This is a genomic window from Litorivivens sp. (genome assembly GCF_041625495.1).
Classification (GTDB): Bacteria; Pseudomonadota; Gammaproteobacteria; order Pseudomonadales; family Spongiibacteraceae; genus Litorivivens.
This window is the reverse complement of sequence record NZ_JBFJTH010000011.1, coordinates 1-24,773: the sequence shown is the minus strand read 5'-3', so window position 1 is coordinate 24,773 and position 24,773 is coordinate 1. Positions and strand designations below refer to the sequence as shown.

Here is a 24,773-nt window from a genome sequence, read left to right as displayed (position 1 = left end):
GTTAGTCTAGCCGGAGGCAGGCAACTCGCCGGCCTCCCGACTTTTCCTCTACCACGGGCCTATGCTGTCCACAATCATTAATGGCCTTTGGGCAACGCAACCGGTAGGCGCACCCCGTCGCCGCAGGGGGGCGCAGACTCCCCGAATTCGCCAGAGCCTTGCCCGCAGCAGGATTTGCTGCAATCAAAGCCTGGGTATAGGGATGTTGAGGGCTTGTAAATAGAGCCGCATCGCCCTCTTCCACCAACCTCCCGTGATACATCACCAGCGTGCGATTGGCCAGATGGCTGACTACCGCCAGATCGTGTGCGATAAATATCATTGCCACACCGGTATCGCGCTGCAGTTCATGCAGCAGATTGATAATCTGGGCCTGAACGGACACGTCGAGCGCTGACACTGGCTCATCACAAATCACCAGCTGGGGCGATGTGATAAACGCTCGCGCAATGCCCAGACGCTGGCGCTGACCGCCCGATAACTCGTGCGGATATCGACCGGCGAAACGACGCGGCAAACCAATTCGCTCCAGCCACTGCATCGCACATGTGCGCTCCTGCCCCCGGTGCTTACCTTGCAACTGCAAGGGCTCTATCAGGCTGTTGAGCACATTCATGCGCGGATTCATCGCACTGTAGGCATCCTGAAACACCATCTGAACACGCGCAGCCTGCCGCCGGAAATCGCGGGCACTAAAGTGACGCGGCAACACTTCTCCAGCCAGGACAATACGACCTGCTGCCGGGCTGACCAAACCACACACCGCGCGGCCCAAGGTCGATTTACCCGACCCGCTTTCGCCCACCAGCCCCAATACTTCACCGGCGCCCAAAGACAGGCTCACCTGATCCACCGCCACCGTTTCACCAAATCGGCAGCTGAGATTGTCGATCTGCAACAGTTGACTCATCGACCTGCCCCCTGCGCTTGGGGCTCCCAAAGCCAACACTCACAGCGTCTCGCCTTGCTCGGCGCATATACCGCTGGCTGCCGGACTGGACAGATTTGCATAGCGCGTTCGCAGCGCGGCGTGAACGCACAGCCATTAAGCTGCTGAGATAAATCTGGCGGCGTGCCGCTGATTGCCAACAGCGAATCGCGCCTGTCATCGAGACGCGGCATCGCTTGCTGCAAAGCGCGGGTGTAGGGATGGGCGGGTTCGCTCAACACTGCCTGACAGGGACCTGCCTCAACAATCCGCCCGGCATACATCACCGCCACCTGTTCGGCCATCGCCTCAACCACGCCCAAATCATGGGTAATCAACAATAGGCCCACATGTTGGTCACGACACAATTCCCGCAACAGTGCCAGCACCTCGGCCTGCACCGTAACATCTAGCGCAGTGGTCGGCTCATCGGCAATCAACAGCGCGGGTTTACAGGCCACTGCCATGGCAATAACCGCTCGTTGCAACATGCCGCCAGACAATTCGAAGGGATACTGTCGCGCCCGCTTGGCCGCATTGACGATACCGAGACGCTCCAGCAACTCAAGCGCGTGGCGCCGCGCTTCGCGCGCAGAACAGCGACTGTGCTCCCGCAACACTTCGCCAATCTGGTCACCCACCCGCATGGTAGGGTTTAGTGCGGTCATCGGATTCTGAAAAACCATGCCAATACGGCTGGCGCGCAGTCGCCGCCATTGCGCTTCGGTGGTGCCCAGCAGCGACTGTCCGTCAAACTGCCAACGTTCAAAGTCACAGCGTGCATGGCGCGGCAATAATTGCATTAACGACAGCGCAGTCAGGCTCTTACCGGAACCTGATTCGCCGACTAAGGCCAGACATTCACCACGTTCAATCTGCAGATCCACACCGCGAACCAAATGGTGACCATCGATGCGGATATGCAGATCGCGTACTTCCAATAAACTCATCGCTCGCCCCTTCGCACCTGTACATCCATCGCGTCGCGCAACGCATCCCCCAGCATGTTAAAGGCCAGCACAGTCATACTGATTGCCAGCGCCGGCACCAGTAATTCGTGAGGGTGAGTGAGCATGCTGCGAATGCCTTCATTGCACATGGAGCCCCAGGAGGGCGTTGGCGGTACCACGCCCATGCCGATAAACGACAACAGTGCCTCGGTAAAAATCGCCTGCGGTATCGCAAAACTCAGGCTCACCAGCAGTAGAGGTACAACATTGGGTAACAAGTGACGGCGTATCAGATAAAAATTGCCCGCACCGGCCATCCGCGCCGATAACACAAAGGCACTGCCGCGTAACTGCAACACCTGACCGCGAACTAGCCGTGCGGCCGACGGCCAGCTCAGCAGAACCATTGCCAGCACCATGGGGAAAAGCCCGCTTTCACCGGATTCTATTCCCATCGCCACGCGGAACAGAATCATAAACAGCAGGAAGGGCAAGGCCACCACAAAATCGGCAAAACGCATCAGCACATTGTCTACCCAGCCACCGAGCAGACCGGCTGCGGCACCGTAAAATGCGCCCAGTGTAATAAACAACAAGGGCGCCGACAGGCCCACCAGCATGGATGTGCGTGCGCCGTGCAGCACGCGCGCGAGCATATCGCGCCCCAGTGCGTCAGTACCCAGTGGATGGGCCGGCAACTCCACGCGATTCTCAACCACTGGCAGCCCCAGCAACTCAGCCTCAAAACGCCCCAATGTCAATGTGGGAACCGCAGTAACCTGCATCGGCTCCAATGTGTCACCTGCAGCGGTAACCGGTACGACCACATAACGATAGTCCTGCTCCCGCAGCTGCAGACGGTCGACATACCAATGGTGATTAACCTCGGCCAGCGGAATCCCCAACCCTACGCCACCGTCGCTGCGATATACCCGATAACGGTGTGCCGCCGGTAGCACTGGCCAGCCAAGCCGGACCTGCGTCGTTGTAGCCTGAAGAACTACTAGCGTATGTGGTGGCCGCGCCGGTCCCCGCCAGACAGTTTCGTCATCGACCAGCTCCACTGAGCGCGCTGGCGTGGGGCCACTGGATATCTGCGACAGCCACTGCGTGGCAGGGCTTTGCGGCCACAATAGCGGGCCCATAAACGCACCCAGCAATACTGACACCACAACTAACAAAGCAAGACAGGCGCGAATATCTGCAAACAACACCCTCCACAACGGGGGGGCTTCAGAAAAACTTTCGGCGGCTGCGGCAGGCTGGGGTGGCAAAGGCTCGAAATCGGCGGCCGTAAAGCGGCTCATGAGCTCGCCTCCGCGTGTAGCCGTATACGGGGATCGATCCAGCCGTAGAGAATATCCACCAGAACCACCACCAGCACCAAAAAAGCACCGTAGAAAACCGTGGTACCCATAATAACCGTGTAATCAAGCTGCTGAACCGCCTGAACGAAATAGCGCCCGAGTCCCGGTATCGCAAAAATCAGCTCCACGACAAAACCACCGGTGGTAATGGCGGCAATGGTTGGCCCCAACTCCGTAACCACCGGCAAGATGGCATTGCGCAATTGGTGGCGCCAGAATATCTGCCCCGTGCTCAACCCTTTGGCACGCGCTGTCAACACATAGTCCGATTGCATCACCGCTAGCAGGGACGAGCGCATCAGTCGCGCAAGGTACGCCATGGTGCCCAACCCCAGCACCAGTGCCGGCACCCAGATCTGGCTGACACCGCCCCAACCGGCCACAGGAATCAGCGGGTAACCCAGCGCACTGTTCAACTGCACAATGCCGAGCTGAGCCAATGCCGCAATAACGAAACTCGGCACGGAAATGGCCAACACCACCGCGATCATCAGCGCGCGATCCGGCCAGCGGTTTTGCCAGTAGGCCGCCACAGCGCCTCCGCAAACACCACCGATAGTTGCAATCAACAGCGCGCACACCCCCAACAGCGCCGACACGGGAAAGTGCTCGCGAATAATGTCGTTCACCCGCCGGTTTTCCTGAGTGAAAGAAATACCGAAATCACCCTGCAACATGCTTTTTAGGTACAACACATACTGCTGTGCAACTGGCTTGTCCAAACCGTAGCGCGCCCGCAGGTTTTCCCGCAGCTGAGGCGTGGCCGCCTTGGCGCTGTTAAAGGGATCGCCCGGTACTGCATGCATCGCAAAAAAGGTTGCGGTGGCTATAAACCAGATGGTTACCACGCCATAAGCCAGCCGTTTGAGCACATAACGCAGCATTACTTCAGCACCCGGGCATAGCGGTAATTCGGGTCACCGCCAAAGATAGAGCGACGCACGCCGATGAGTTTCGGATGCTGCACATACAGCCCGACGTTTTCGTAGGTGGGGATAATCACGACCTGCTCGTTAATGATGTGCTGCATCTGGTCAAACGCCTCCAGGCGCACATCCGGATCAAGTGATTGTTGCGCCGTTCGCACCCAGCCATCGTAGCGACTGTCAGAAAAACGCCCGCGATTATTTTCGTTCCAGGAGGCGAACAGATCACCAAAAGTGATCGGATCGTCAAAATCCGGGCCCCAACCAGCAGCAGCGATATCGAAATCACCCTGCTGCATTTTCGCAATACGCTGCTTGAAGGTCTGCTGATCCAGCTTGGTCTCCAGCCCCAGAGCCTGCTTGAGTACATACTGATAGAACTCGGCCTCATTGACTGCCCGCGGGCTGTCCCCAACCAGCAGGGTAAGGGGTGGAATGTCACCCAGCTCGCGCTTAGCCTGTGCCATGTAGGCTCTGGCTTTTGTCAGACTGTAATGGACCTGGGGCGGCGGAAACTGTTCGGAGAAAACGCCGCTGCCAGCACGCATCGTAGAGGGAAACAGACTGTAAGCTGGCTTGATACCAGGCAATCCCAACACCTTGTGGACAAGCAACGAAGGTTTCAACACGTGCTGAATTGCGCGCCGCAGGGCCAGGTTCCGGGTGGGCCGTCCCGGCCGCATATTGGGTTCCAGAAAATACAACGTGCCAAATTCAAACAAGTGGGTCTCATAACCGCGGCCCACCGCATCCTGCAGGGTGCTCGCATCCAGTGGCGATAAGGCAATCCGGTTATCCTTGAACAGGTTGTAATGGGTGCCCGGGTCAGTGGTGATATAAGGCATGCTGATGCGTTGCAGGCTTATTGCGTCCGCATTCCAGTAGCGCGGGTTTTTGATCAGCTCCAAATGCGCACCGTGCACCCAACGGCTGAGCACGAACGGACCGTTAAACATCATTTTGTCGGCATCAGCAGCGTAGGCTCTGCCCCACTGTTCAACAACATCGCGCCGAACCGGATAGTAGGTCATAAACGCTGTGAGCTTATCGAAGTACGGGCACGGCTGTTCAAAGCGAACCTCAAGCCGATGGGCGCCTGCAGCCTCTACCCCTAGGGCGCCTTCCGGCATATCGCCACGGTTGACTGCCTCGGCATTTTTGATGGGAAAAAGTATGAAAGCATACTGGGATGCCGTTTCCGGTTTTACCGCCCGCTGCCAGGCGTAAACAAAATCCTGAGCGGTAACAAGTTTGCCGTCGCTCCAGCGCGCGTCACTGCGCAACCAGAAGGTGGCGCCATCCGCGCGCACTTCCCAGCGCTCGGCAATGCCGGGGGCCAATGACCCGTCTGCGCCATACTGGGTAAGCCCTTCCATAAGGTGAGACAGCAGGAAACTGCCAATCTGATCTGTGGCCAGCGTACTGTCGAGGGTTGGTGGCTCGGTGGCCAAACTGAGGGTAATGGATTGCTGCTGGGCATCAACCGCCTTGCCCCATAACGGGCCGACTGATGCGAGCAGTACGACAAGTAAAAATTGCCATCCCCTAAAAATTCGCTGGTTTCGCATTCGTATTTCGCGTTGCTACAATACCGCCTCTTTAATTTTTGCAGCCCATACCCAACGTGCCCTATTTTCTGGAACCCGCCCGCATCGACTGGGGAGACGATAATGTACCAGTCTCAAGCGCTTACGGCGATGTCTACTATTCACGTGAACATGGTCTGGACGAAACCCGCCACGTCTTTCTTCACAATAACCACCTTGAACAGCGCTGGCGTACGCTGCGTCAGCCGTACTTCGCCATCGCAGAAACCGGATTTGGTACCGGCCTCAATTTTCTTGCGGCATGGCAACTCTGGCGTGAAACACAAGCCACTGCCCCACAGCCAAAAACCCTACAGTTTGTCAGCGTGGAAAAGCATCCGATCGCGCGACAGGATCTCGAAAAAGCCCTGCAGCAGTGGCCCGAACTGGCGCCCTATTCCCGCCAGCTGATCGCCCAGTATCCACCGCTGATACGGGGGCATCACCGACTGCAGTTCGACCACGGCAGTGTGATTCTCGATCTGGTGTTTGACGATGCTCAAGCCGGTTTCAGCGAACTGCTGGCGAGTTCCCATCCAGCGTTTTTGCGCAGCGGCGCCACCGTTGATGCCTGGTTTCTCGACGGTTTCGCGCCGGGCACCAACCCCGGCATGTGGACCGAAGCCCTGTTTGATCAAGTTGCCGCACTGAGTCATAGCGGTACAACGTTTGCCACATTTACCGCGGCCGGGTTTGTTCGACGGGCGTTGATGGCGCGCGGCTTCGCTGCGGAAAAGGTGCCTGGCTTTGGCCGCAAACGGGAAATGCTGCGCGGCGAGCTTGCCGACGACAGTCAGCCCCTTGCGCCCGGCAAATCACCGGACAACGCTGCCTGGCATGTAAGCCCCAAGACCACTGACCGACCGGAGCGCGTGGCGGTCATTGGCGCCGGGCTGGCCGGCGCCCACACCGCTTATGCCCTCGCTCGACGCGGCATTACCGTGGATGTCTACGAACAGGCTGATTCAGTGGCGGCTGGTGCTTCTGGCAATCCTCAGGGAATCCTGTATACCAAGCTGTCTCACCAGGCCGGTCTGCTGAATCGCTTTGCACTCAGCAGTTTTCTGCATGCCCTACGCTTTTACCGACAATACGGCGATGCCTTACCGGGCGAACTGTGCGGTGTCTTTCAATTACTCAACGATGACAAATGGCAGCAGCTCAAAACCGTGTTCGGACAGCATCAAACATGGTGCCGATTCCCGAACGCCGCCGAAGCAAGCACCCTCACCGGCACGCCACTGCGTCAGCCCGGCGTATTCTATCCCGGTGCCGGCTGGTTGCGTCCGGTCGAACTCTGCCGACAGCTGTTAAACTGTCCCGGCGTCACACTCCAGCTCAATACCCGGATTGATTCACTGAACCAGCAGGCAGGAGGCTGGCATCTCGAGACCTCACAAGGCGGAAAGAGTGCAACATACGTTGTTATAGCTGCGAGCAACGAAGCGCGAAAATTAACCCAATGTGCCCATCTGCCGCTCAAACCGGTGCGTGGCCAGCTCAGCTATTTCGACGCGAGCGCGATTCGGCCGACCCCCAAAACGGTGATCTGCCATGAAGGCTATCTGGCACCGCCAGTTGACGATACGCTGGTCATCGGTGCCAGCTACAACACACACTCAGAGTCACTGGCAATCGACCCGCGAGAGCACGACACCAATCTGGAGAAGTTGCGCGCGGCAATTTCCGAACTGAAGATTGGCGGCAGCCCTAGCGGCGGCCGCGCTGCCCTGCGCTGCACCAGTCCGGATTACCTGCCTGTCGTCGGCCCTGCGCCCGATGCGCATACCCAGCGTCAGCGTTTCGCCGCACTGGGCAGTAACGCACGGCGCCGTATCGACGAAAGTCCAGCCTGCTACGTCAATCTCTATCTGAATGTTGCCCATGGCTCGCGCGGCCTCACCTCAACACCGCTGGCTGCAGAAATTCTTGCCAGCCAGATTTGTGGTGAAGTACCGCCGCTGCCGCGAGAATTGCTGCGCGCACTGTCACCGTCGCGTTTTCTTATCCGCGATATCATCCGCGGCATAACCAAACCGTAATCACGCACGGCGAAGGGCTGCCTGAGAATATGCACGATAAACAATGACAGCAAAGGGATCTGGCAATGCAACTAAGCGGCAATACGATTCTGATTACCGGCGGTGGTACTGGCATTGGACAAGCCCTCGCTCTGGCACTGGCGGAGAATAATCAAGTCGTGATATGCGGTCGCAGGCCGCAACCGCTCAACGAAACCGTTGAACGCGATTGCCGGATCAAAGCTTACCCCTGCGATATCACCAACGCCGACGATGTGGAGACCCTGCGTCGCAAACTGCAGGCGGACGAGCTCCACGTCAACATGCTGATAAACAACGCCGCCATTCTCAATCACTATCATCTGGGTAAGCCCGAAGACTTTGACGCGATACAAGCAACCACAGAATTGCATGCCAATTTAACCGCCCCAATCACACTGACGATGGCGATGCTGCCGCAGCTGCTCAACACCACAAACCCTGTGATTATCAATATCGGCTCACCGGGCGGTGTGGTGCCGGTCTCTCCCACCCCGATCTACAGTGCCAGCAAAGCCGGCCTGCACACGTTTACCCAGATACTGCGACTGCACCTTAAAGGTAAAGCAACCGTAGTTGAAGTGTTCCCGCCCACTGTAGACACGGCAATGACAGGCGCGCTGAATCGAAAAAAAATGAGTACCGCCGACTGTCTGCCGGCCATCCTGAAAGGGTTGGCCGCCGGCGCGGAAGAAGTCTGGGTTGGCGAAGGCCGTATCGTGCGCTGGCTGATGAACCTGCTGCCCCCGGGCTGGGTCTTTAAACTGGTGAGCAGCCAGCCTTCAATGAAAGTGTGACCGACTGCCTTCTACACATGACAGACTGGTCATCTTGATCAAAACAGCTTGCAGACCAACTGGTCGGTTTGTACCATCCACACTCCGCTTTCTTTGTCGTTTATGGAGTGCTTTGTGCAGCAACTGCTGTTTACTATCAACAACCTGTTTGAGCGTGTGCCTACCGCAATTCTGCCGTATCGCTGGCTTTGTCTGCTGCTGTTTCTGGCCATGTCGCTGTTTGCCGGTCAAGGCATTGTCAATCACTTCGCCATCAATATGTCGCCAGAGGTCTGGTTCGAAGACGATGCGGAACCGCTTCAGATTCGCAATGCATTCCGCCGTCAGTTTGGCAGTGACGAAGGCGTTTACCTAATTTACCGACCATCTTCCGGCGATGTGTTTTCCGAAAACGCCCTGCGCACCCTTGCCCAGTTGCACAACGACATTGAACAAGCCAGCCTCAAAGATGATTCCGGCGGCATGGAACGGGTGATACAGGTCGACAGCCTGTTCAATGCCCGCTATCAGATCGCCGATGGCGACACCCTGATTGCAAAGAAACTAATCGGTGCAGACTTTCCGGAGACCGACGCCGAACGCGAGCGCCGCCGCGAAATTGCACGCGGCCAGGAAAACTTTGAACGACTGTTTTATTCCCGCGACTTCCAGTATGGCGGCATCGCCCTGAAAACCAATTTCGGCACCCTGCCGGTTGGATCAACATCAGTTACCAACGCCGAAGACAATCTGCTTGCGGACGACCCTTTCGGTTTCGGTCTCGACGCCGGCAGCGCACTGGATGTGGACGCCAGTGCCGAAGTAGCCGAGGTGGAATTTGGCTCAGTCCAGCTGGACGAATACCTGACGTTCATGAATGCCCTGCGTAAGATAACCGACCAGCCAAAGTACAGCGACTTTGAATTCCACTACGTCGGCAACCCGGTGACCATGGAATTCGTTATGCACAGCATAATCGAAGCCGTCGGCCTACTGCTGGTCATGGTGGCACTGGTCATTATTCTGCTGTGGGTCTTATTCCGCTCACTCAGCGCTGTTGTCTGGCCAATACTGATTGTGCTGTTTGCGGGTTTCTGGGCGATCGGCGTCGGCACCTGGCTCGGCATGACTTACACCAGCATGCTTGCATTGACCTTCATGCTGGTACTCGCAGTGGGCATTGCCAGTTGCGTCCATGTACTGAGCGCCTACACGCTGTTCAGTCGCGAAGGCAAGGATCATGCTCGCGCCATGGCACTGGCATACCGAAAAACCGGGATGCCAATATTGCTCACCTCCATAACCACCATGATCGGCATGCTGGCTCTGACACTGACTGACATGCCAATTATCACCGTGTTTGGTGTTACCTCAGCAATGGCAGTGGCTTTTGCCTTTCTGCTTATTTTCGGTTTGCTGCCCATTTTGCTGGAATTCTGGCACCCCAAACTGCGGCGGGACAACGACCCCGATTGCCAAGGCAAAAAACCGCTTGTCGACCTGCAGCCGCTGCTGTCGCGTCTCGCCGATTTTACCGAGCGACGCGCCAAAGCCATTGTGGTCAGTTACATTGCCGTTTTCGCACTGCTGATCTACGGCGCCTTTGATCTGGAAATCGATACCAACTTTTCCAAACTGGCTCGTGAAGACACCCCGCTAAATATCGCCATGAAACTGGTCGATCACGAAATGATGGGCGGGATGAGCCTTGAAGTGCTGATCCGCATGGATCAGCCCGACGGTCTGAAAGACCCACGGATTCTGCAGGCCATCAGCGAACTGCAGGACCATGTAGCACAAAACTACAGCGACAAAGTGATCAAAACCCTGTCGCTGGCCGATATTGTGCAAGACACCAATCAGGTCATGCACAATGACGACCCGACCTATCATCGGGTGCCGGATAGTCCACGGCTCACAGCACAGCTTCTGTACCTGTTTAACAATGCCAGTTCAGCGGATCGGCGGGACATCGTCAGCGATGACTACCGTGTCAGCCATATCTCTTTCATGCTCAGGAACGCCGGCACCAACGAATACATTGCACTTTTTGAGAAGCTTGATCAGGACTTCGAGCGCATTTTCGGCCCGCTGAAAACTGACTATCCGGGACTGTCACTGGAGACCACCGGCACCTTCCCGCTGATGATGGAGCTGATGGATCATGTGGCCTGGACGCAGCTGAAAAGCTTCAGTTTTGCGCTGATCATCATTACCGTTGTCATGATCCTGACCCTCGGATCCAAGCAAGCCGGTTTTATCTCTATGATCCCAAACCTGCTGCCAGCGGTGTTTACCTTTGGCATTATGGGCTGGTTCGGTATTGCCCTGGACACCGACACCCTGATCGTGGCCCCCATCATCATTGGTATTGCGGTGGACGATACCATCCACTTCCTCACCCACTATCGCTATACCTGGATTGAACACGGCGATGTCGGCATCGCGGTTCGCCAGACCCTGCGCGAAGTCGGGCAGGCAGTAGCCTTTACCAGTCTGATCCTCGGACTGGGGTTTGCTGTATTGGGCTTCGCCGGCTATCTCGGTCTTGCCAAGCCCGGCATCTTTGGTGCAATGGCCATAATCGTCGCCCTGCTGTCGGATCTACTGTTTCTGCCCGCACTGATGCACTGGCTGAAACCGAATATGGGACGCGACAAAGTGTTGCGCAATCTCACCCCCGATCCTCAGCGCTAGCCCTATTCCTCACGGAGACAATCATATGCTCAATTTCAAGCCCCTGCTTACCACAATCCTGCTGAGCGCGCTGGCCGCCGGAGCGCTTGCCAGTGAAGACAAGGCACGCGCCATTATGGAGAAAATGGATCTCCAGCAGCGCGAAACTGCAGATGGCACATTCACTCGCGCCCAGCTTTCGACCTGCAAATTCGGCCAGAAAAACGGCAAGATCAGCTGCGTCGAAAACCCCCGAGTCAAGGTCCTCGAATCGGTTTCGAAGCAGTACGGCGAAAATAAAAAGGACAGCAAAGGCGTTGCGATCCTACTGGAGCCCGCCAGCGAACGCGGCATTGGCATGCTCACCTATGACTATGACGACCCCAGCAAAGACATGGAATCCTGGCTGTATCTGTCCGCCCTCGGAAAAGTAAAGCGGATGGCCAGTGGCACCGGTGAAGACCGGGAGCCGGTGTCTGTTTTTGGTTCGGAATTTACCACTGAAGACATGGAAACCGGCACCGTAGACGAATACACCTACAAGATTCTCCAGGAAGGCCCCTTCGGCGGGCGCGAGGTGTGGGTAATTGAAGCCATCCCCAAACCCGTACGGGCAGCAAAAACCGAATACAGCAAGGTTCTGTACTGGGTCGACAAGGAGCGCTATACATTGCTCAAAGCCCAAACCTACGACAAACGCGGCAAGCCCTTCAAGCAGATTGCGTTTGCCGACATCGAGCAAATCAACGATCTCTGGATTGCGCGCGATGTGACCCTTATCAATCTGCAATCCCAGCGTCTTTCCAATATGAAAACCGAAGCGATCGCGATGAATGTCGAGGTTGAAGATGAGTTTCTCACCCAGCGTACCCTCACTGATTTTGCTTACCGGGAAAAAACGCTGGAAGCGCTGCGCAAACATATTCAATGACACCCGGAAGCCCAATGAAGCACAACACCCCGGTTTTACTCACCCTCTTGCTGGTGGGCACACCGTCCGCCAATGCCGAGGACTTTCTCGGCAGCGACGATTTCGCATTCGATTCTTCGGCTATCGAGGTCAGCGAACCCCATTGGACGGACGGTTTTAAAACTGCGTTAGAGCACGCCCACACCCAGATCCCCGGCGACCCCAACCGCTCGCAAAGCAGTGTGCAACTTATCTACGAAGGCAATTTGGCCGAAGGCTGGTATCTGAAGCTGGATACCCGCTACCGCTATTTCTGGGAAGACGATGATCTGGCAGAACGTCGCGGCGGCGCCTACGGCAAAAACAAATGGCAGCGCGCCTGGCTCCAGTACAGCAAAGGTTCGTGCACAGCCACAGCCGGCCGGCAAACGCTGATCTGGGGCGCTGTAGAAGGTACCTTCGTAACCGACATTGTGACACCCTTCGACTACACCGAGCAGCTTCTGACCGACTATGGCAACGTGCGCCTGCCGCAGGACATGCTGGTGGCTGAATGCTTTTTGCCCGCTGGCCAGTTACAGGCATTCTACACACCCGAAGCGCGCACCGATGTTTACCAGCATCACCGGCTAGTGTTCGACGTGGCGCCCGGTTTCCCGCCCGTCGATCTGAGCATCGAACCGGATGAAGAATGGGGGCTGCGCTACAAACTCCACGGCAGCCGGGTAGATTGGAGTTTCATGTACGCAAGGCTCTACGACAACACCCCGACACCGGTCTATTTCGGCCCGGACTTTTCCGGCAACAATTCCGCCAATCCGATAACAGCCCTGCTGACACCCGCGTTTGTCGCAATAAACGGGATGCCGGATTTTGGCATTCGTCCGGAACTCGCGCGATTTGATCTGGTGGGTATGGCGACTTCCATCGCGCTAGGAAGACTGTTACTGAAAGCTGAAGTGGCTCACCGGGACAATCAGCTACTCCCTATCAGTGGTGCAACCAGCGAACGAATTGATGCTGCGGTGGGCTTCGAATACACCACCAGCGGCAATCATCTGTTTAATGCCGGCGTTTGGGGCATGCACTTATCAAACGATGCTGCCGAGGACGACGACATTCAGGTTGTCAGTGTCGGCTGGCGGAAAACCTACCTCAACGACGACCTTGTGATGAGCCTGCTTGGCAACTGGGCTTCAAGTCCACGCTTTGGCATGGTTACGGTTCTCGCAGAGTACCGGTGGAACGACTTCTGGAAAACTTCACTGGCGCTGAGTGTTGCAGACCTGAGCGAGCTGGATACTCCCCTCCCCATCATTCCGGCCGAAGAATCAGCCACTGTGAGTATCACGTATGAATTCTGACGAACGCCGGCAGAAAATTCTTGAAGCCGCCATCACCGTACTACTGGAAAAGGGTGTCGCGGCCAGTCGCATGAATGATTTTGTGGAAGCCTCGGGCCTGAGCAAGGGCGGTGTCTATCACCATTTCGACAGCAAGGAAGATCTGCTGATCGGGGTACTGAATAGCTTTCTGGAAAACAACCTGGATCGCATTCACCTGTCTATCGATCCGAATCAATCTGCATACGACCAGCTCATGGCCATTTTGCGCAACCACGAAGAGCTCATGGCTGAGCTCGGCAAATACAACCAGCTTTTTCTGGACTTTTTCTCCCAGGCACCGTATCTGCCCCATTTTCGCAAACTGATGCGGCAGCACTATGAGATGTTTCACGGAGCACTTTCCGAGTTGGTCAAGCTTGGAGTTAAACAGAGAGAGTTCAGAAAAAACACACACTCCGATGCGATCGCTTCAGGCTTGCTCGGACTGTTTGATGGTATGGGCATAGCGCGGTTGATTGTCCCCGAAAAAATCACCTTCCCCGGCTATGCAATTGACTGCGCGACGGCGATGATAGAAGGGATTCGCCAGCACTGAGCCCCGTGTTCAAGACCCGGAATACAGCGCCCCTGCCTGCGATCACCAACAAAGAAACGTTAGACCGCTCCCACCGGCATCTTTTCCAATGCCTGCTTACGTCCCAGCTCCGGTTTAACCCAGTAAATCAACGCCGGTAAAAACAGCAAGTCAGACAGAAGCGCCACCACAATTGCCACCGCACCCGCGATCCCCGGTTTCGCCAACCCCAGATAGTCAGAAAAGCCCAGCACTCCAAAGCCGATGGCCAATACCGCGGTAGTCAGTATCACAGCTTGTCCTACTTCGCTCAACGTACTACGAATGGCTTTGTCTACATCACCATATTCATACCAGGCATTTCGATAGTGCGTTAGGAAGTGAATGGTGTCATCCACCGCGATACCGATGATAATCGGCGCGATGATTAGCATATCCGTATTCAGCGGTATATTCAGATAGCCCATCACCCCGAAGGTAAAAACCGCGGGAATAAGATTGGGAAGAATGGAAATAACGCCTGCCTGCTTTGACCCCAGCGTCACCATCATCAGTGCCGTAATAATCAATAATGCTGCGCCAAAACTTTTCAGTTGGGTTACGGCGATATGGCGAATCAGCTCCATCATCAGATGAAACACACCGGTCAACTTTGGCTCCATCGCCGGATAGCTGGATATCAACGGATCAAAATAGGTCGAGATATCACCCTGCAAACTCTCGAACATCTCAATGTATTCATGGCTGCCGCCGTTGCGCAGGAATAGCGTAATATGACTGCGACTGTAATCGTCACTCACCAAACTGCGGCGGTCGCTGGCATTCGCATTGTTAAACAGGTAAAGCAATTGCGCCGTAAGGCGCGGATCATCAGGTATGGAATGAAAGGTAGCCTTGCCTTCATTCATCACCCGGTGGGTATCCTTGACCACATCCGCCAACGAGAGTGACTTGATCAACTTGTCTGAGTATGCGGCCTTAAGGTGCTGTTGAAACTGATCAATCTGTTTCAGTACCTGCGGGTCTTTCAGGGCATCAGCTTGGTTAAAGTCCAGATACACTTCCAGACTGAGCGCACCCATCAATTTTTCATCGACCAGCTGGGTGGTTACGCGAACCGGGTGACCATCCTTGTACAGGTCGACAAAGTTGGAATTGGTTTTTACCTGTACGGCGCCAACCAGTAGCGCAACAAAGATGACCACGTAGCTGACCACAATTTTCCTAGCATGACATTGACAGACGTTTGCAACCGCACGCAAGAATGGCTGCAGGCTAGGTAGTTTTGACCTGAACAGTGGGCGACTTGTCTTGGCCGCTGGCGCAGATTCCGGGTGCCAAAGGTCAAGCAACAGTGGCAGCAAAAAGGCGATGTACACAAATATAAAGGCCACCACAAGCGCCGAGACAAAGCCGAAGGAACTCACTGCCGGCATATCCGCGAGCGTTAGCGACAACATCCCTACCATCGTCGTTACTACGGTCAACAAGATAGCAAAACCCGTTTTCCGGTATGCCGAGGCAATAGCCTGCACGTGATCCTCACCTGCCCGGCGAAAGAACAGATAAGCACTCAAAACGTGCACGATGCTGGCAATACCGACGGCGATCGCCAGCATCGTGGTCAATACCAGCATCGTTGAGTAAGATGCACCCAGCCAAGCTCCAAAACCCATCGCCCAGCATAACGACAATACAATCCCTAACATCGACCACACGACTGCACTGAAGGATCGTAGTAGTACCCTTAATACCACCATAATCATGACAAGCATGATCAGCAGCGCCGAGCTGGCTTCCATAACCGCCGCCAATTGAGACTCCATCATGACCGGATTGCCAGCGAAGTAGAATTCGAAATTGCTGTAGGCTGGCTGATCGGTCAGCGCCTTGAGCGCTTTCATAAATCGATCGTATTCGTCCACGGTATCCTCTGCGAATACTGGCGTCTCATCCGACTGATCTGCAGCCAGAGGCGTAACCTCTAGATTTACCGCGAAGGGGTCGCTACTTAGAGTGCCCAGGGTCAGAGAATCATCCAGCAGCGCACCTTCGTCGGCCATAACCACCGAGGATGCCGTCGTATCAAGGGGAACGGCACCGAAATCGGTTTTCAGTTGCAGTACGCCGTACCGGAAATCGTCGGAGAAAAAAACATGCCGAAAACTCTCCTGCGAGGCCGCTATCGCACGCCGTTCCTCACGTGCTGCATCAGTTCGGGGATATTCTGCGCCAATTAGTTTTCTGGCAATCAGGGTATCTCCATCGGCAATCTGGTAGCGGGCATTGAAGAGGCTGTTTACACGCTCAATACGTGATAACAGGTTTCTGGCGCCATCACTCATAGCAGTGGCACGGTACGACGTCTGCTCTATATCCTGATGCAACTGAGCTAGGGTGCGCAGTGCAGACGCTGAAAACACGTCACCGGATTCTGGGCGGTAGACAATAAATACGCTTTCATCACTGCCAAACTGAGCACGAAACTGCGCCCGGTTCTTGAGTGCCGGAGCATCGTCTTTAAACCAGATATCCTGCGACATATCGATCTGCAAGCGTGTTACCAAACCTGCGCCGACAAATACCGTGAAACTAAAAAGCGCCAGCATAACCGGCCAGCGCCAGCGACGCAGAAATGCAGGCAACTTTTCAAAATAATGATTCATACTAAAGAGCAGAGACTGCACAGACGCACTCCTGACAAAAGAAAATTTCTGGCAGCCCAGCCAGTTGAGATCTCACCGCGAAATAGCCAGAAATTCCGCCCCACGATAGCGTGCGCCACCACTCTACAGCGGCTGGTTCGGCACACCTTCAAACAATTGTTCGCCCACCCCCACATTCACCAACCCCATCACTTTAGTGACGTAGTGTGGCGCAAAGACCGACAGATACACCGCATGCCCAATTACCACAATACCCGCGACCGACAGCAGCGAAGATTTCAAACGACTGCGGGTTTGCGAGTCCGCCCAGATATCGATAACGGTTCTGCCTTGCGCATCCACCCGACCAAGAATATAGGTAAAAGTCATCATCTGGATGCCCATCGCCAGAGTATCGTACAAGGGGTATTGGTGGCGCGTGCCCTCCCAAATCGCAAGACCTTCAATCACGTAGCCGTAATAGAAAACACCGAACTGCGCACCAAAATAGGCATTAAAGAAAAAGGCCCAACTGCTGCCAACAGCAAAACCGACGCACAGTAAGGTTTGCGGCCGACGCCAACCGTGTTTGAGATACAGCTTGCGGGCGAGCACCGACCCAATAATCGCTGGCAGAATAAAGTAGGCGATATAGCCTGGCGGTACCGCTGAGGGCAAGCCGCCCCAAGTCATATTCAACGGCCACCACGCGGGCATGCGTGGCAGTTCTGGGGGGAACTGCGCATACACAGCCCAGTCATAGGGGGCTTCTATCCATGAGGTAGCCATTGCTGAAATGCACACCAGCATTAAGGGGTGAATGCGGCCCTGGCGATAGCTTAAATACAATCCGGCAGCGATAAAGGAAAAGCCACCGAGATAGGCGAAATATACGCCGACTTTCAATACCAGCGGGAGGTCAGACATTACTTGCGCCCTCCGGCTTTAGCTTCCGGATCAAACTTTAGAACTAATCCGACAATAATAAACAATACGCTGAACAGCGTGCCTAGCATGATCACTGCGCCCACAATTCTATCCTCGTTAACTTTCTGATCGCGACATTCGCGAGCCGAACTCGCTCCCACGTGGTTTTGTAGCAACGGGGGGGGAGCGGGAGCGGCGAGTTTTGCCCTGTCGGCGAACTACTGGCTACCCCAGTGATAACTCAAACGCGCACCAAACATCCGCGGCTCACCATAGGTAACGGTGCGATAACCCAGCGTATTCCACACGTTTTGGTTGCTCATAATGTATTCCTTGTCCAACAGATTTGTGCCGAACAACTGCAAGCTGAGATCCTGATTAAACATGTTGTCCCAACTCAGGCTAGCGGTAAGCAGGCCAATCGGATCAAGCCAGGCACCGGGTTCGGTTTCCGGCAGGGTGGTTGCGGAGGTATAGTTTTCGTCCGTCCATGCCCAAGTGAGCGAAGCGCTGACGTTACCCCAATCGATACTCTGCACAACGTCATAGATCGCCGTCACGCTGTACTGATGCTCCGGGGTATAGAGAAACGGCATGCACGACAGATCGACCATTTCACCCTGACCCACGTGTTCGCCGGTACAACTCGGCACCGGCAGGCTCGACCCGTTTTTCAGAAAGTATTCGTCGTATTGCGCATCCGTATAGCTGTAGGCAATCAGCAGCATTAGACGTGGCAAAGGAATGATTGTTGCTTCCATCTCCACACCGGCTATGGAAGCCTCCCCTGCATTAAAAACAGCCGCACCAAGGCGTGGCGCTACCGAGGTATTGCTGGAGTCAACGAACACGTCCACGCCATGGCGCTGCATATCCGTATAGTCGGTGTAATAGGCGGCCGTGTTCAGACGAATGGGAACTTCACCGACAGAGAAATCCAGTTTATTACCTATTTCATAGTTAAAAACATACTCGGATTCATACTGGGCGTTATCCGGGTTGGCTGCCGTTATCGTAAAGCCACCTACCTTGTAGCCACGACTGACTTTGGCATAAAGCAGGGAATGGTCACCTTTATAGTCCACTCCCAGCGTCCAGGTAATCGCCGAATCCCTGAGTTCACCGTCGAGTAGCGCAGGCTCTGAGGGCACGCCGAAGATTGACTGAACAAATACCGACTCACCTTCCACGCGGTCATAGGTTTTGCGGACGCCGGCGGTAATCTCCCAACGATCCAGCCCCTCCGCGACATGAGCCAAGTTATAGGTAGACTGGGCGTACGCAGCATAAGACTCCTTCTCTATCTCCCAGTCGACGGAAATATCGTTGTACAGTGCGCGGATCTGGGTGCCTTCAGGGCCATCCGGTTTCTGGATTTCATAGTAAAGACCAGTGGAAAATTCCATATTGCCGTCCAGAACCAGCCCCTGTAGCTGCAGCTCTTCGGTGTGAACCGTGATATCGGTTTGCCGATCGTCATCTGATGTCACAAACTCGGTCCACTCGGCACGAGAGCCATCCGTATCCCAGCGATACTGGTGCTCCAGATAGGAGTAGCTCGCGATATAACGCAACGAAAGACTGTCGGTGAACTCGTAGGTGAGCGTGTTGATCACCGCGCCGGTAGCAGTGAAATCGGTCGGATCTGCACTCAGCTCAACGTGTCGATTGTCGCGCTGGCTTTGTTCTTCCGGGTAGAGTTGCCCGCAGCGGGAATTCTCCATTGTGAGCAATGCATCCCACGCCAGACAGCCCGGCTGGGCCTCAGCCGGCAGTATAGGCAGCGGACTCAACCCGCCCTGCGCAATAATCAGGGCGTTCAGCAGCTCCGGCCGAGCCGCCTTGATCACCGTGCCGGTACCATTGGTACGGCTCTCGGTATCGTACGCCAAGAGGTAATTTTCCAAGCGGTCGGTGGGTCGCCACAACAAGCCAAAACGGTAGGTTTTATAGTGACGGTCGTCATAACGGGTGCCGTTGGCAACGTCTTCTGTAAAACCGTCGCGATCCTGATACTTGGCGCCAAGGCGCAGCATTAAAGTCTCCGACAGCAGCGGCAGGTTGACCACCACTTCGTATCCATTCAGATGGTAGTTACCGCTTTCCACCCCGACATCTATAGAAAAATTTTCATTCGGTTTGTTGGGTGTCAGCAACAAGGCTCCGCCGGTGGTGTTTTTTCCGAACAGCGTGCCTTGCGCGCCTTTCAATATCTGAATATCGGCTATGTCGAAAAACTTTCCGGGGCCACCGACGTTGCTTTCGGTGGTATCAGCCGGGAGCGGCACTTCCGCATAGTACTGAGCAACACCCGAACCGCCGCCGTAGGTTCCACCCTGTCCGCGTAAGGTCGGCGCCTCAGTGTTTCGCTGCTGACCACCGGTCGACATGATCAATGATGGAACTCTGCCCTGCAGATCCTGCAAGGTGCCGATGGATTCGCGCTGCAGCACATCCGAGTTCATCGTGGTGACAGCGATGGGAACATCCTGTTGGCTTTCCTGGGTTCGACGCGCACTGACAATAACTTCTTCGATCACTGCGCTGCTGCTGACGGACGCTTGGGCGCTGTCTGCCGGGGTCTGTTGTGCTAATACTGTCCGGGAGCCAAAAACCACGCACGACAGAACAAGCAGGCTTTTCACTAACATCTTATTTTTGTCGTTATTGTGTACTGCGATAACTCTCATGACATTCAGTCTCGTTGATAACAACTGGCGAACTGCCCTCCCCCCGAGGCCCTTTCACAGATCATTCGCGGGCAGGGCAAAGCTTGCCGCGCCCGCGAATTGCCGCCCTAGGGCGCAACTGCGCTCACATCAATCCCTTGCGCCTCGGCCGCTTCCCGCGCGGCTGCTTCCCGCGCCAGTCGTTCGTCACGAAAGGTCACCAGATCACGGTAGTGAATGCCGCGATACTTGGGTCGCGGTTGAATACCCCACTCATCGTAAGCCGTGTCACGATAGATTGTGCCTTCGTTGTCGCCCCACAAGGGATGCGGCACCAGACACTCGGCGTCGTCGTTGTGCCAGCGCACTTTCATCAACTCGTGACACACCTCAGTGACTGACAGCGTGGGCCAGCCGAACCAGATCAGCAGCCCCGGCAGGCTTAAAGAGGCTTCGATTACCAATGCCACCAAGCACACAAACAGGCCGCGCTGCAACCAGCGGTGCATTCGCGCAAAGGGTTCGGTGGTTCCTACCGGTAATTCCTTGTCTTTCTCACTCATGCTCTTGTCCTCGTCTCACGCCGGTTTATTCGGAAAAAATTTCGCGATTGACCGTATGCAGATACGGCAGCGCCAGAAAGGGTGTGATGTAGAAAATATCGTAAATCCACCAGCCCAGTACCGGGAAGGTAACGCCGGAATAGCGGATATCTGCGTAGAAGGTCATGTTCAGGTTGTAGCCCAGCCATACGATGACACCCATCCAGCAGGTTACGATCAGCCACTGCTGGCCCCAGCGCTTCATCTGCAACAGACCAATCGCGGCCGCCATTCGCGGCGCAAAACAGCCGATAATCAGGGATATTTCCCAGGCTTTTTCGCCCGGCGCGCCGGCACCGCCAATGGGGGTGTCACCTAGCATCAGCTCGTTGTAGTGCCAGAAATAGCCACCATCAAATACCGCGCCCCAGCCTGCCGTCAGTACGCGGTTAATCAGCGAGTGATTGGCGAGCAAATCCATAGACCAGCCCAAACTGTTAAGCGATGAGTCGATAATCACCAGATAGCCGATCAGGGTCACAATCAAGGGGCGCATGGAGAGGCCGGATTTCGCCGCCATGTGCTGCAAGTGCAGACCGTAGAAAAACAGCGGCAACCCGAAAACACCAAGTACACCGGTACCCATCAGCAGGGTGCCGCCAATCATCCATTTATCGGCCTGCCACTGGGCCGCTTTGCTGTCCGTCTGGTGAACGTCGTAGCCGCCAAAAGGGCCGGAGCTATTTGCTGTTGTTGTCATGATGAATCACCAATTGCTGTTGGAATACATATGCATTTGATACAGGAAAAGACCTATCAGGTAGGAATACAGCACGATCTGAAAAGCCACCATGGCTTTGCGGCGGCGTCGGTCCTGATCGGAAATCACGGGCTTTTTACTCATAGCTAAACTCCCTCGTTATACGGTGGTGTTGGTATTTATGCGGCCTTGTCGCCAAGCAGACTCGCTGCGGCAATTTCACTCAATCCGTCAGTAATGGCGCCGTCGTTGCTCAAGGGCGCGAGGATGCACACTTCGGCCGCATCCAGCTCGCTGGCGCCCGCGGCAACCATCTTGGCTGCGGTGACCAGTGCGCGAGTGGAAGGCGGCTCGAAATGAAAAACATCGTCGGCGTTGCGAATACTGGTGGCACACTGCACCAGGCGCTCGGCCACTTTGCTATCGACACCGGCCTCGCTCACCAGCACATCAACCTCTCGCTCGGGCGGCAGGTAATCCATGGCGACGGTGACAAAGCGCTGGCGAAAAGACGGCTTCAGCTCTTTGAGAGAACTGCGATAAGCAGGGTTGTAGGAACACACCAGCATGAAAGAATCCGGCGCCTGAATTACCTCCCCGGAGCGATCCAGAAACAGCGTGCGACGGTGATCGGTAAGGGAGTGCAACACCGCCAGTGAATCGTGGCGCGCTTCAACCACTTCATCGAGATAGCAAATGGCGCCTTCCTTTACCGCACGGGTCAGCGGACCATCACTCCACACCACATCACCGCCGGTCACCATAAAACGGCCCACCAGATCGGAGCTGGTCAGGTCATCGTGGCAACTGATGGTGACCACATCTCGCTGCAATACCGCCCCCATATGTTCAATCAAGCGGGTTTTGCCGCAGCCTGTTGGGCCGGTGAGCATCAACGGAACTTTCTGCTGGGCCGCCAGCGTGAACATCGCCACTTCATTGCCATTGCTGTAGTAAAGGTTATCGGTCATGGTCTCCCCACATCATCTATCAGGCAGCCACCAGCTCGCGATGAACGCGGGCCAGCACCTGAGGTAATTCGTTAACACGCCGGATTCGGGTTGAGCGACGCGCGCCAAACACATCCGGCAAGGGGTCGACAGTGGTCTGCCCCACCCCGATATAAAACAGTGACACGCCCGCCGCTTCGGCCTCTTCCACCGCATGCGCCGAATCAGCCCAGGCGTAGCGTCCTTCATAACCCTCGTCAGAAATCAGACCATCACCGATAATGATCAACAGGCGGCGCTCCGAAGGTTGTTCTAGCAAGCGGCTGGTCAAGTGGCGCAGCGGCGCACCCAGTCGGGTATAACCACCGGTACGCAACCCCAGATCGCTGGGTTCCACCGAGTGGCGGTCGTTAAAATCCCGCAGACAGGTAATATCGACCCGATGACGTGTTTTGCCGCTGAAAACAAAAAGTCCGTGACGCTCGTGGGCCAGTGCCATGGCTTGGCACAGCGCATCGGCGCAGGCCAGCTCCAGCTTGAAAACGCTGCCGCCACCAACACTGAGTGACGCACTGCCATCCAGCAGCAACGCGGTCGTCACGTCGCGAAAAGCCGGCTGCAGATCGCGAAATACGCGGGCTTCGGATTGCTTGCCGGTCAGGCGATTTACGTGAAATTGAATGTACTGATCGATGTCCAGATCAGAGCCATCTTCAAGACGGTTTTTCATCACTCGGTGAGTATGTTCCTCAAACCAGCGACGCAAGTTGGCGGACACCGGTTTGGCAGCCTTCTTACCGGGTTGGGTTTTACGCTCTAGCACGGCCACGTGGTCGGGCAGAAACTTCTCCGTCCACATATTCCATTCAGGATAGGGAATGCCGGCGCGCTGATCGGCGCGGATTTCAATATCGTCTTCTTCCGGGTTGCTCGGTGGCGGCAGGCGCGAGCTTTTGATATTGCTTTCGCCGCCGGCCGGAATGGATTCGTAGCCCGGAGATACGTAGCGCTTGTTGGTGGACCAGGGCATACGCCCCTGCGCACGTTTGAGCGCAGCGAGAATACCCTCTTTTGCTGCCAGACCAACAGGAAGCTCACCCAGAATGGGATGCAATTCGAGCGCGGCGTCTGTCGCGGCTAACGCGATAGCCCGCTGCAGAATAGACTCGCCGTCGAGGTTTTCGTCCAATATTTCAAGCGCTGGAAGAAAGCGTCGAATTTCTGGCACCAGCCCCGGCCAGCGAGCACTGATCCAGCCCAGCGCTACGCCCCCCTCCACCAGCGACAACGCAACCGTCTGTCTCGCAGAAAGTGCTTTCAGAGTGAATGCCGCGATGCGCTGTTTAGACGGCGAACATTGCAGGGCGATACCGCAAGTCCATGTCCGCAAGGTCCACCCGGGCGAGCTGGGCGGGTAAGGTACATGTACCACAGTACGGCGCGGGTTCATGCCAAAACGGCGCCGCTCACCCGACATCAGGCGCACCCGCTCGCAGCGCCCAGCAGAAAAAGCCGAGGCCACAATCGTGCAACTACGCTCAATTTTCAGGGCTTGACCTGCACCCGCCATCAGTTCTGCTTCCCTTATCCGTGCGTTAGACTCGCGTTAAAACGTGCCGGTGTTGTCCATCAGCCAGTACCAGCACCAGATCACAACGCCAGTACAACCAAAGGCAAATCCGAGGCGCACGGCCTCTGTCCAGATGATGTCCCACATGCTTCGCACTCCATTTACCGATAAAAAAGGTTCTTGACTGGCGTTCAGGCAATGCATTGAAACGCGCAAATCACCCTCAGCAAAATCACGATAACGACTTGCTTACTTACTCGCAAGTATTTTTTCTACTTGCCAGTCAGTAACCACACATGCAAGGATAATCAAAGGGGCAGATCTGTCCGCGATGAGCGCCGGCAAGATCAGGAAGGGATAAATTATTTAATAACAGAGAGTTAGGAATGCCATTAGCCAACAGACTCCGTTCCTCGTTCGCCCGAAACGGCTGGCTGTACTTTGCGTTGGCGGTTTTTCTGGTGGGTACGATAGTGGCTGGCAGTGCAGATATTGGAGTTGCCGGCACCGAGCGAGGTATTGCAGCTGCCACCGACAGCCCCCCTCAGGGCGCCGCCATTTTCTCGCTGTTTATGGCAGGTCCCATAAGCTTTGCCCTGCTGGTATTCGGC

The 24,773-nt window shown here is 55.6% G+C and carries 20 protein-coding genes; 7 read left to right on the top strand and 13 right to left on the bottom strand.

Going from position 1 to position 24,773, the window contains the following annotated elements; genetic code table 11:
• Position 1: 1 nt before the first annotated feature.
• The 5 genes from ABYP39_RS02405 to ABYP39_RS02385 are packed head-to-tail and all read right to left on the bottom strand — an operon-like array spanning position 2 to position 5,739.
• A complete protein-coding gene (locus ABYP39_RS02405) occupies positions 2-910 on the bottom strand; it encodes an ABC transporter ATP-binding protein (RefSeq protein WP_372759653.1) in 909 nt (302 codons plus the stop codon).
• Complete coding sequence (locus ABYP39_RS02400) at positions 907-1,878, bottom strand: ABC transporter ATP-binding protein (protein ID WP_372780973.1); 972 nt, start codon at positions 1,876-1,878, stop codon at positions 907-909. The genes ABYP39_RS02405 and ABYP39_RS02400 overlap by 4 nt, the downstream gene beginning before the upstream one ends.
• Entirely contained in the window at positions 1,875-3,185 is a 1,311-nt protein-coding gene (locus ABYP39_RS02395; protein ID WP_372764199.1) for an ABC transporter permease subunit, read from the bottom strand. Before ABYP39_RS02395 ends, ABYP39_RS02400 begins: the two co-directional genes overlap by 4 nt.
• Positions 3,182-4,129 (bottom strand): ABC transporter permease, encoded by a 948-nt coding sequence (locus tag ABYP39_RS02390; RefSeq protein WP_372764197.1) that lies wholly within the window; start codon positions 4,127-4,129, stop codon positions 3,182-3,184. Before ABYP39_RS02390 ends, ABYP39_RS02395 begins: the two co-directional genes overlap by 4 nt.
• Positions 4,129-5,739: a peptide ABC transporter substrate-binding protein gene (locus tag ABYP39_RS02385; protein WP_372759420.1), complete on the bottom strand. Its 1,611-nt coding sequence runs from the start codon at positions 5,737-5,739 to the stop codon at positions 4,129-4,131. Before ABYP39_RS02385 ends, ABYP39_RS02390 begins: the two co-directional genes overlap by 1 nt.
• A gap of 56 nt (positions 5,740-5,795) precedes the next feature.
• On the opposite strand from ABYP39_RS02385, the gene mnmC reads away from it, so the two are divergent.
• The 6 genes from mnmC (at position 5,796) to ABYP39_RS02355 (ending at position 14,120) form a co-directional block, all read left to right on the top strand.
• On the top strand, positions 5,796-7,799 hold the full coding sequence (gene mnmC, locus ABYP39_RS02380) for a bifunctional tRNA (5-methylaminomethyl-2-thiouridine)(34)-methyltransferase MnmD/FAD-dependent 5-carboxymethylaminomethyl-2-thiouridine(34) oxidoreductase MnmC (protein WP_372780971.1): 2,004 nt from the start codon (positions 5,796-5,798) through the stop codon (positions 7,797-7,799).
• A 65-nt stretch (positions 7,800-7,864) separates the two neighbouring features.
• Entirely contained in the window at positions 7,865-8,614 is a 750-nt protein-coding gene (locus tag ABYP39_RS02375) for an SDR family NAD(P)-dependent oxidoreductase (RefSeq protein ID WP_372765688.1), read from the top strand.
• Positions 8,615-8,728: 114 nt separating this feature from the next.
• Positions 8,729-11,290, top strand: a complete 2,562-nt coding sequence (locus ABYP39_RS02370) for an RND family transporter (RefSeq protein ID WP_372780969.1) — start codon at positions 8,729-8,731, stop codon at positions 11,288-11,290.
• A 25-nt stretch (positions 11,291-11,315) separates the two neighbouring features.
• Positions 11,316-12,200, top strand: a complete 885-nt coding sequence (locus ABYP39_RS02365) for an outer membrane lipoprotein-sorting protein (protein WP_372780967.1) — start codon at positions 11,316-11,318, stop codon at positions 12,198-12,200.
• 14 nt (positions 12,201-12,214) lie between these two features.
• Positions 12,215-13,543, top strand: coding sequence for a hypothetical protein (locus ABYP39_RS02360; RefSeq protein ID WP_372780965.1), 1,329 nt, complete (start codon positions 12,215-12,217; stop codon positions 13,541-13,543).
• Complete coding sequence (locus tag ABYP39_RS02355) at positions 13,533-14,120, top strand: TetR/AcrR family transcriptional regulator (RefSeq protein ID WP_372780963.1); 588 nt, start codon at positions 13,533-13,535, stop codon at positions 14,118-14,120. Before ABYP39_RS02360 ends, ABYP39_RS02355 begins: the two co-directional genes overlap by 11 nt.
• A 59-nt stretch (positions 14,121-14,179) precedes the next feature.
• On the opposite strand, the gene ABYP39_RS02350 is transcribed toward ABYP39_RS02355, so the two are convergent.
• The 8 genes from ABYP39_RS02350 to ABYP39_RS02315 form a co-directional block, all read right to left on the bottom strand.
• Complete coding sequence (locus ABYP39_RS02350; RefSeq protein WP_372780961.1) at positions 14,180-16,786, bottom strand: RND family transporter; 2,607 nt, start codon at positions 16,784-16,786, stop codon at positions 14,180-14,182.
• Positions 16,787-16,888: 102 nt separating this feature from the next.
• A complete protein-coding gene (locus tag ABYP39_RS02345) occupies positions 16,889-17,671 on the bottom strand; it encodes a spirocyclase AveC family protein (protein ID WP_372747342.1) in 783 nt (260 codons plus the stop codon).
• A 218-nt stretch (positions 17,672-17,889) separates the two neighbouring features.
• On the bottom strand, positions 17,890-20,361 hold the full coding sequence (locus ABYP39_RS02340) for a TonB-dependent receptor (protein ID WP_372780959.1): 2,472 nt from the start codon (positions 20,359-20,361) through the stop codon (positions 17,890-17,892).
• Between the two features lie 107 nt (positions 20,362-20,468).
• Entirely contained in the window at positions 20,469-20,903 is a 435-nt protein-coding gene (locus ABYP39_RS02335; protein WP_372747344.1) for a hypothetical protein, read from the bottom strand.
• A gap of 25 nt (positions 20,904-20,928) precedes the next feature.
• Entirely contained in the window at positions 20,929-21,642 is a 714-nt protein-coding gene (locus ABYP39_RS02330) for a hypothetical protein (protein ID WP_372758263.1), read from the bottom strand.
• A 6-nt stretch (positions 21,643-21,648) separates the two neighbouring features.
• Complete coding sequence (locus tag ABYP39_RS02325; protein ID WP_372747346.1) at positions 21,649-21,786, bottom strand: hypothetical protein; 138 nt, start codon at positions 21,784-21,786, stop codon at positions 21,649-21,651.
• Positions 21,787-21,821: 35 nt separating this feature from the next.
• Entirely contained in the window at positions 21,822-22,613 is a 792-nt protein-coding gene (locus tag ABYP39_RS02320) for a CbbQ/NirQ/NorQ/GpvN family protein (protein ID WP_372747347.1), read from the bottom strand.
• Positions 22,614-22,632: 19 nt separating this feature from the next.
• A complete protein-coding gene (locus ABYP39_RS02315) occupies positions 22,633-24,162 on the bottom strand; it encodes a nitric oxide reductase activation protein NorD (RefSeq protein ID WP_372780957.1) in 1,530 nt (509 codons plus the stop codon).
• A 386-nt stretch (positions 24,163-24,548) separates the two neighbouring features.
• Here ABYP39_RS02315 and ABYP39_RS02310 point away from each other — a divergent pair.
• Positions 24,549-24,773: hypothetical protein (locus tag ABYP39_RS02310; protein ID WP_372780955.1), on the top strand; the 225-nt coding region annotated here is incomplete at its 3' end.

What these genes read in the sequence shown, in the direction of transcription:
- ABYP39_RS02400 (WP_372780973.1), bottom strand. Translation starts at nt 1,878, where the DNA reads ATGAGTTTATTGGAAGTACGCGATCTGCATATCCGCATCGATGGTCAC.
- ABYP39_RS02395 (WP_372764199.1), bottom strand. Translation starts at nt 3,185, where the DNA reads ATGAGCCGCTTTACGGCCGCCGATTTCGAGCCTTTGCCACCCCAGCCT.
- ABYP39_RS02330 (WP_372758263.1), bottom strand. Translation starts at nt 21,642, where the DNA reads ATGACAACAACAGCAAATAGCTCCGGCCCTTTTGGCGGCTACGACGTT.
- ABYP39_RS02385 (WP_372759420.1), bottom strand. Translation starts at nt 5,739, where the DNA reads ATGCGAAACCAGCGAATTTTTAGGGGATGGCAATTTTTACTTGTCGTA.
- ABYP39_RS02365 (WP_372780967.1), top strand. Translation starts at nt 11,316, where the DNA reads ATGCTCAATTTCAAGCCCCTGCTTACCACAATCCTGCTGAGCGCGCTG.
- ABYP39_RS02325 (WP_372747346.1), bottom strand. Translation starts at nt 21,786, where the DNA reads ATGAGTAAAAAGCCCGTGATTTCCGATCAGGACCGACGCCGCCGCAAA.
- ABYP39_RS02390 (WP_372764197.1), bottom strand. Translation starts at nt 4,129, where the DNA reads ATGCTGCGTTATGTGCTCAAACGGCTGGCTTATGGCGTGGTAACCATC.
- ABYP39_RS02335 (WP_372747344.1), bottom strand. Translation starts at nt 20,903, where the DNA reads ATGAGTGAGAAAGACAAGGAATTACCGGTAGGAACCACCGAACCCTTT.
- ABYP39_RS02355 (WP_372780963.1), top strand. Translation starts at nt 13,533, where the DNA reads ATGAATTCTGACGAACGCCGGCAGAAAATTCTTGAAGCCGCCATCACC.
- ABYP39_RS02345 (WP_372747342.1), bottom strand. Translation starts at nt 17,671, where the DNA reads ATGTCTGACCTCCCGCTGGTATTGAAAGTCGGCGTATATTTCGCCTAT.
- ABYP39_RS02320 (WP_372747347.1), bottom strand. Translation starts at nt 22,613, where the DNA reads ATGACCGATAACCTTTACTACAGCAATGGCAATGAAGTGGCGATGTTC.
- ABYP39_RS02375 (WP_372765688.1), top strand. Translation starts at nt 7,865, where the DNA reads ATGCAACTAAGCGGCAATACGATTCTGATTACCGGCGGTGGTACTGGC.
- ABYP39_RS02405 (WP_372759653.1), bottom strand. Translation starts at nt 910, where the DNA reads ATGAGTCAACTGTTGCAGATCGACAATCTCAGCTGCCGATTTGGTGAA.
- ABYP39_RS02315 (WP_372780957.1), bottom strand. Translation starts at nt 24,162, where the DNA reads ATGGCGGGTGCAGGTCAAGCCCTGAAAATTGAGCGTAGTTGCACGATT.
- ABYP39_RS02360 (WP_372780965.1), top strand. Translation starts at nt 12,215, where the DNA reads ATGAAGCACAACACCCCGGTTTTACTCACCCTCTTGCTGGTGGGCACA.
- ABYP39_RS02340 (WP_372780959.1), bottom strand. Translation starts at nt 20,361, where the DNA reads ATGAGAGTTATCGCAGTACACAATAACGACAAAAATAAGATGTTAGTG.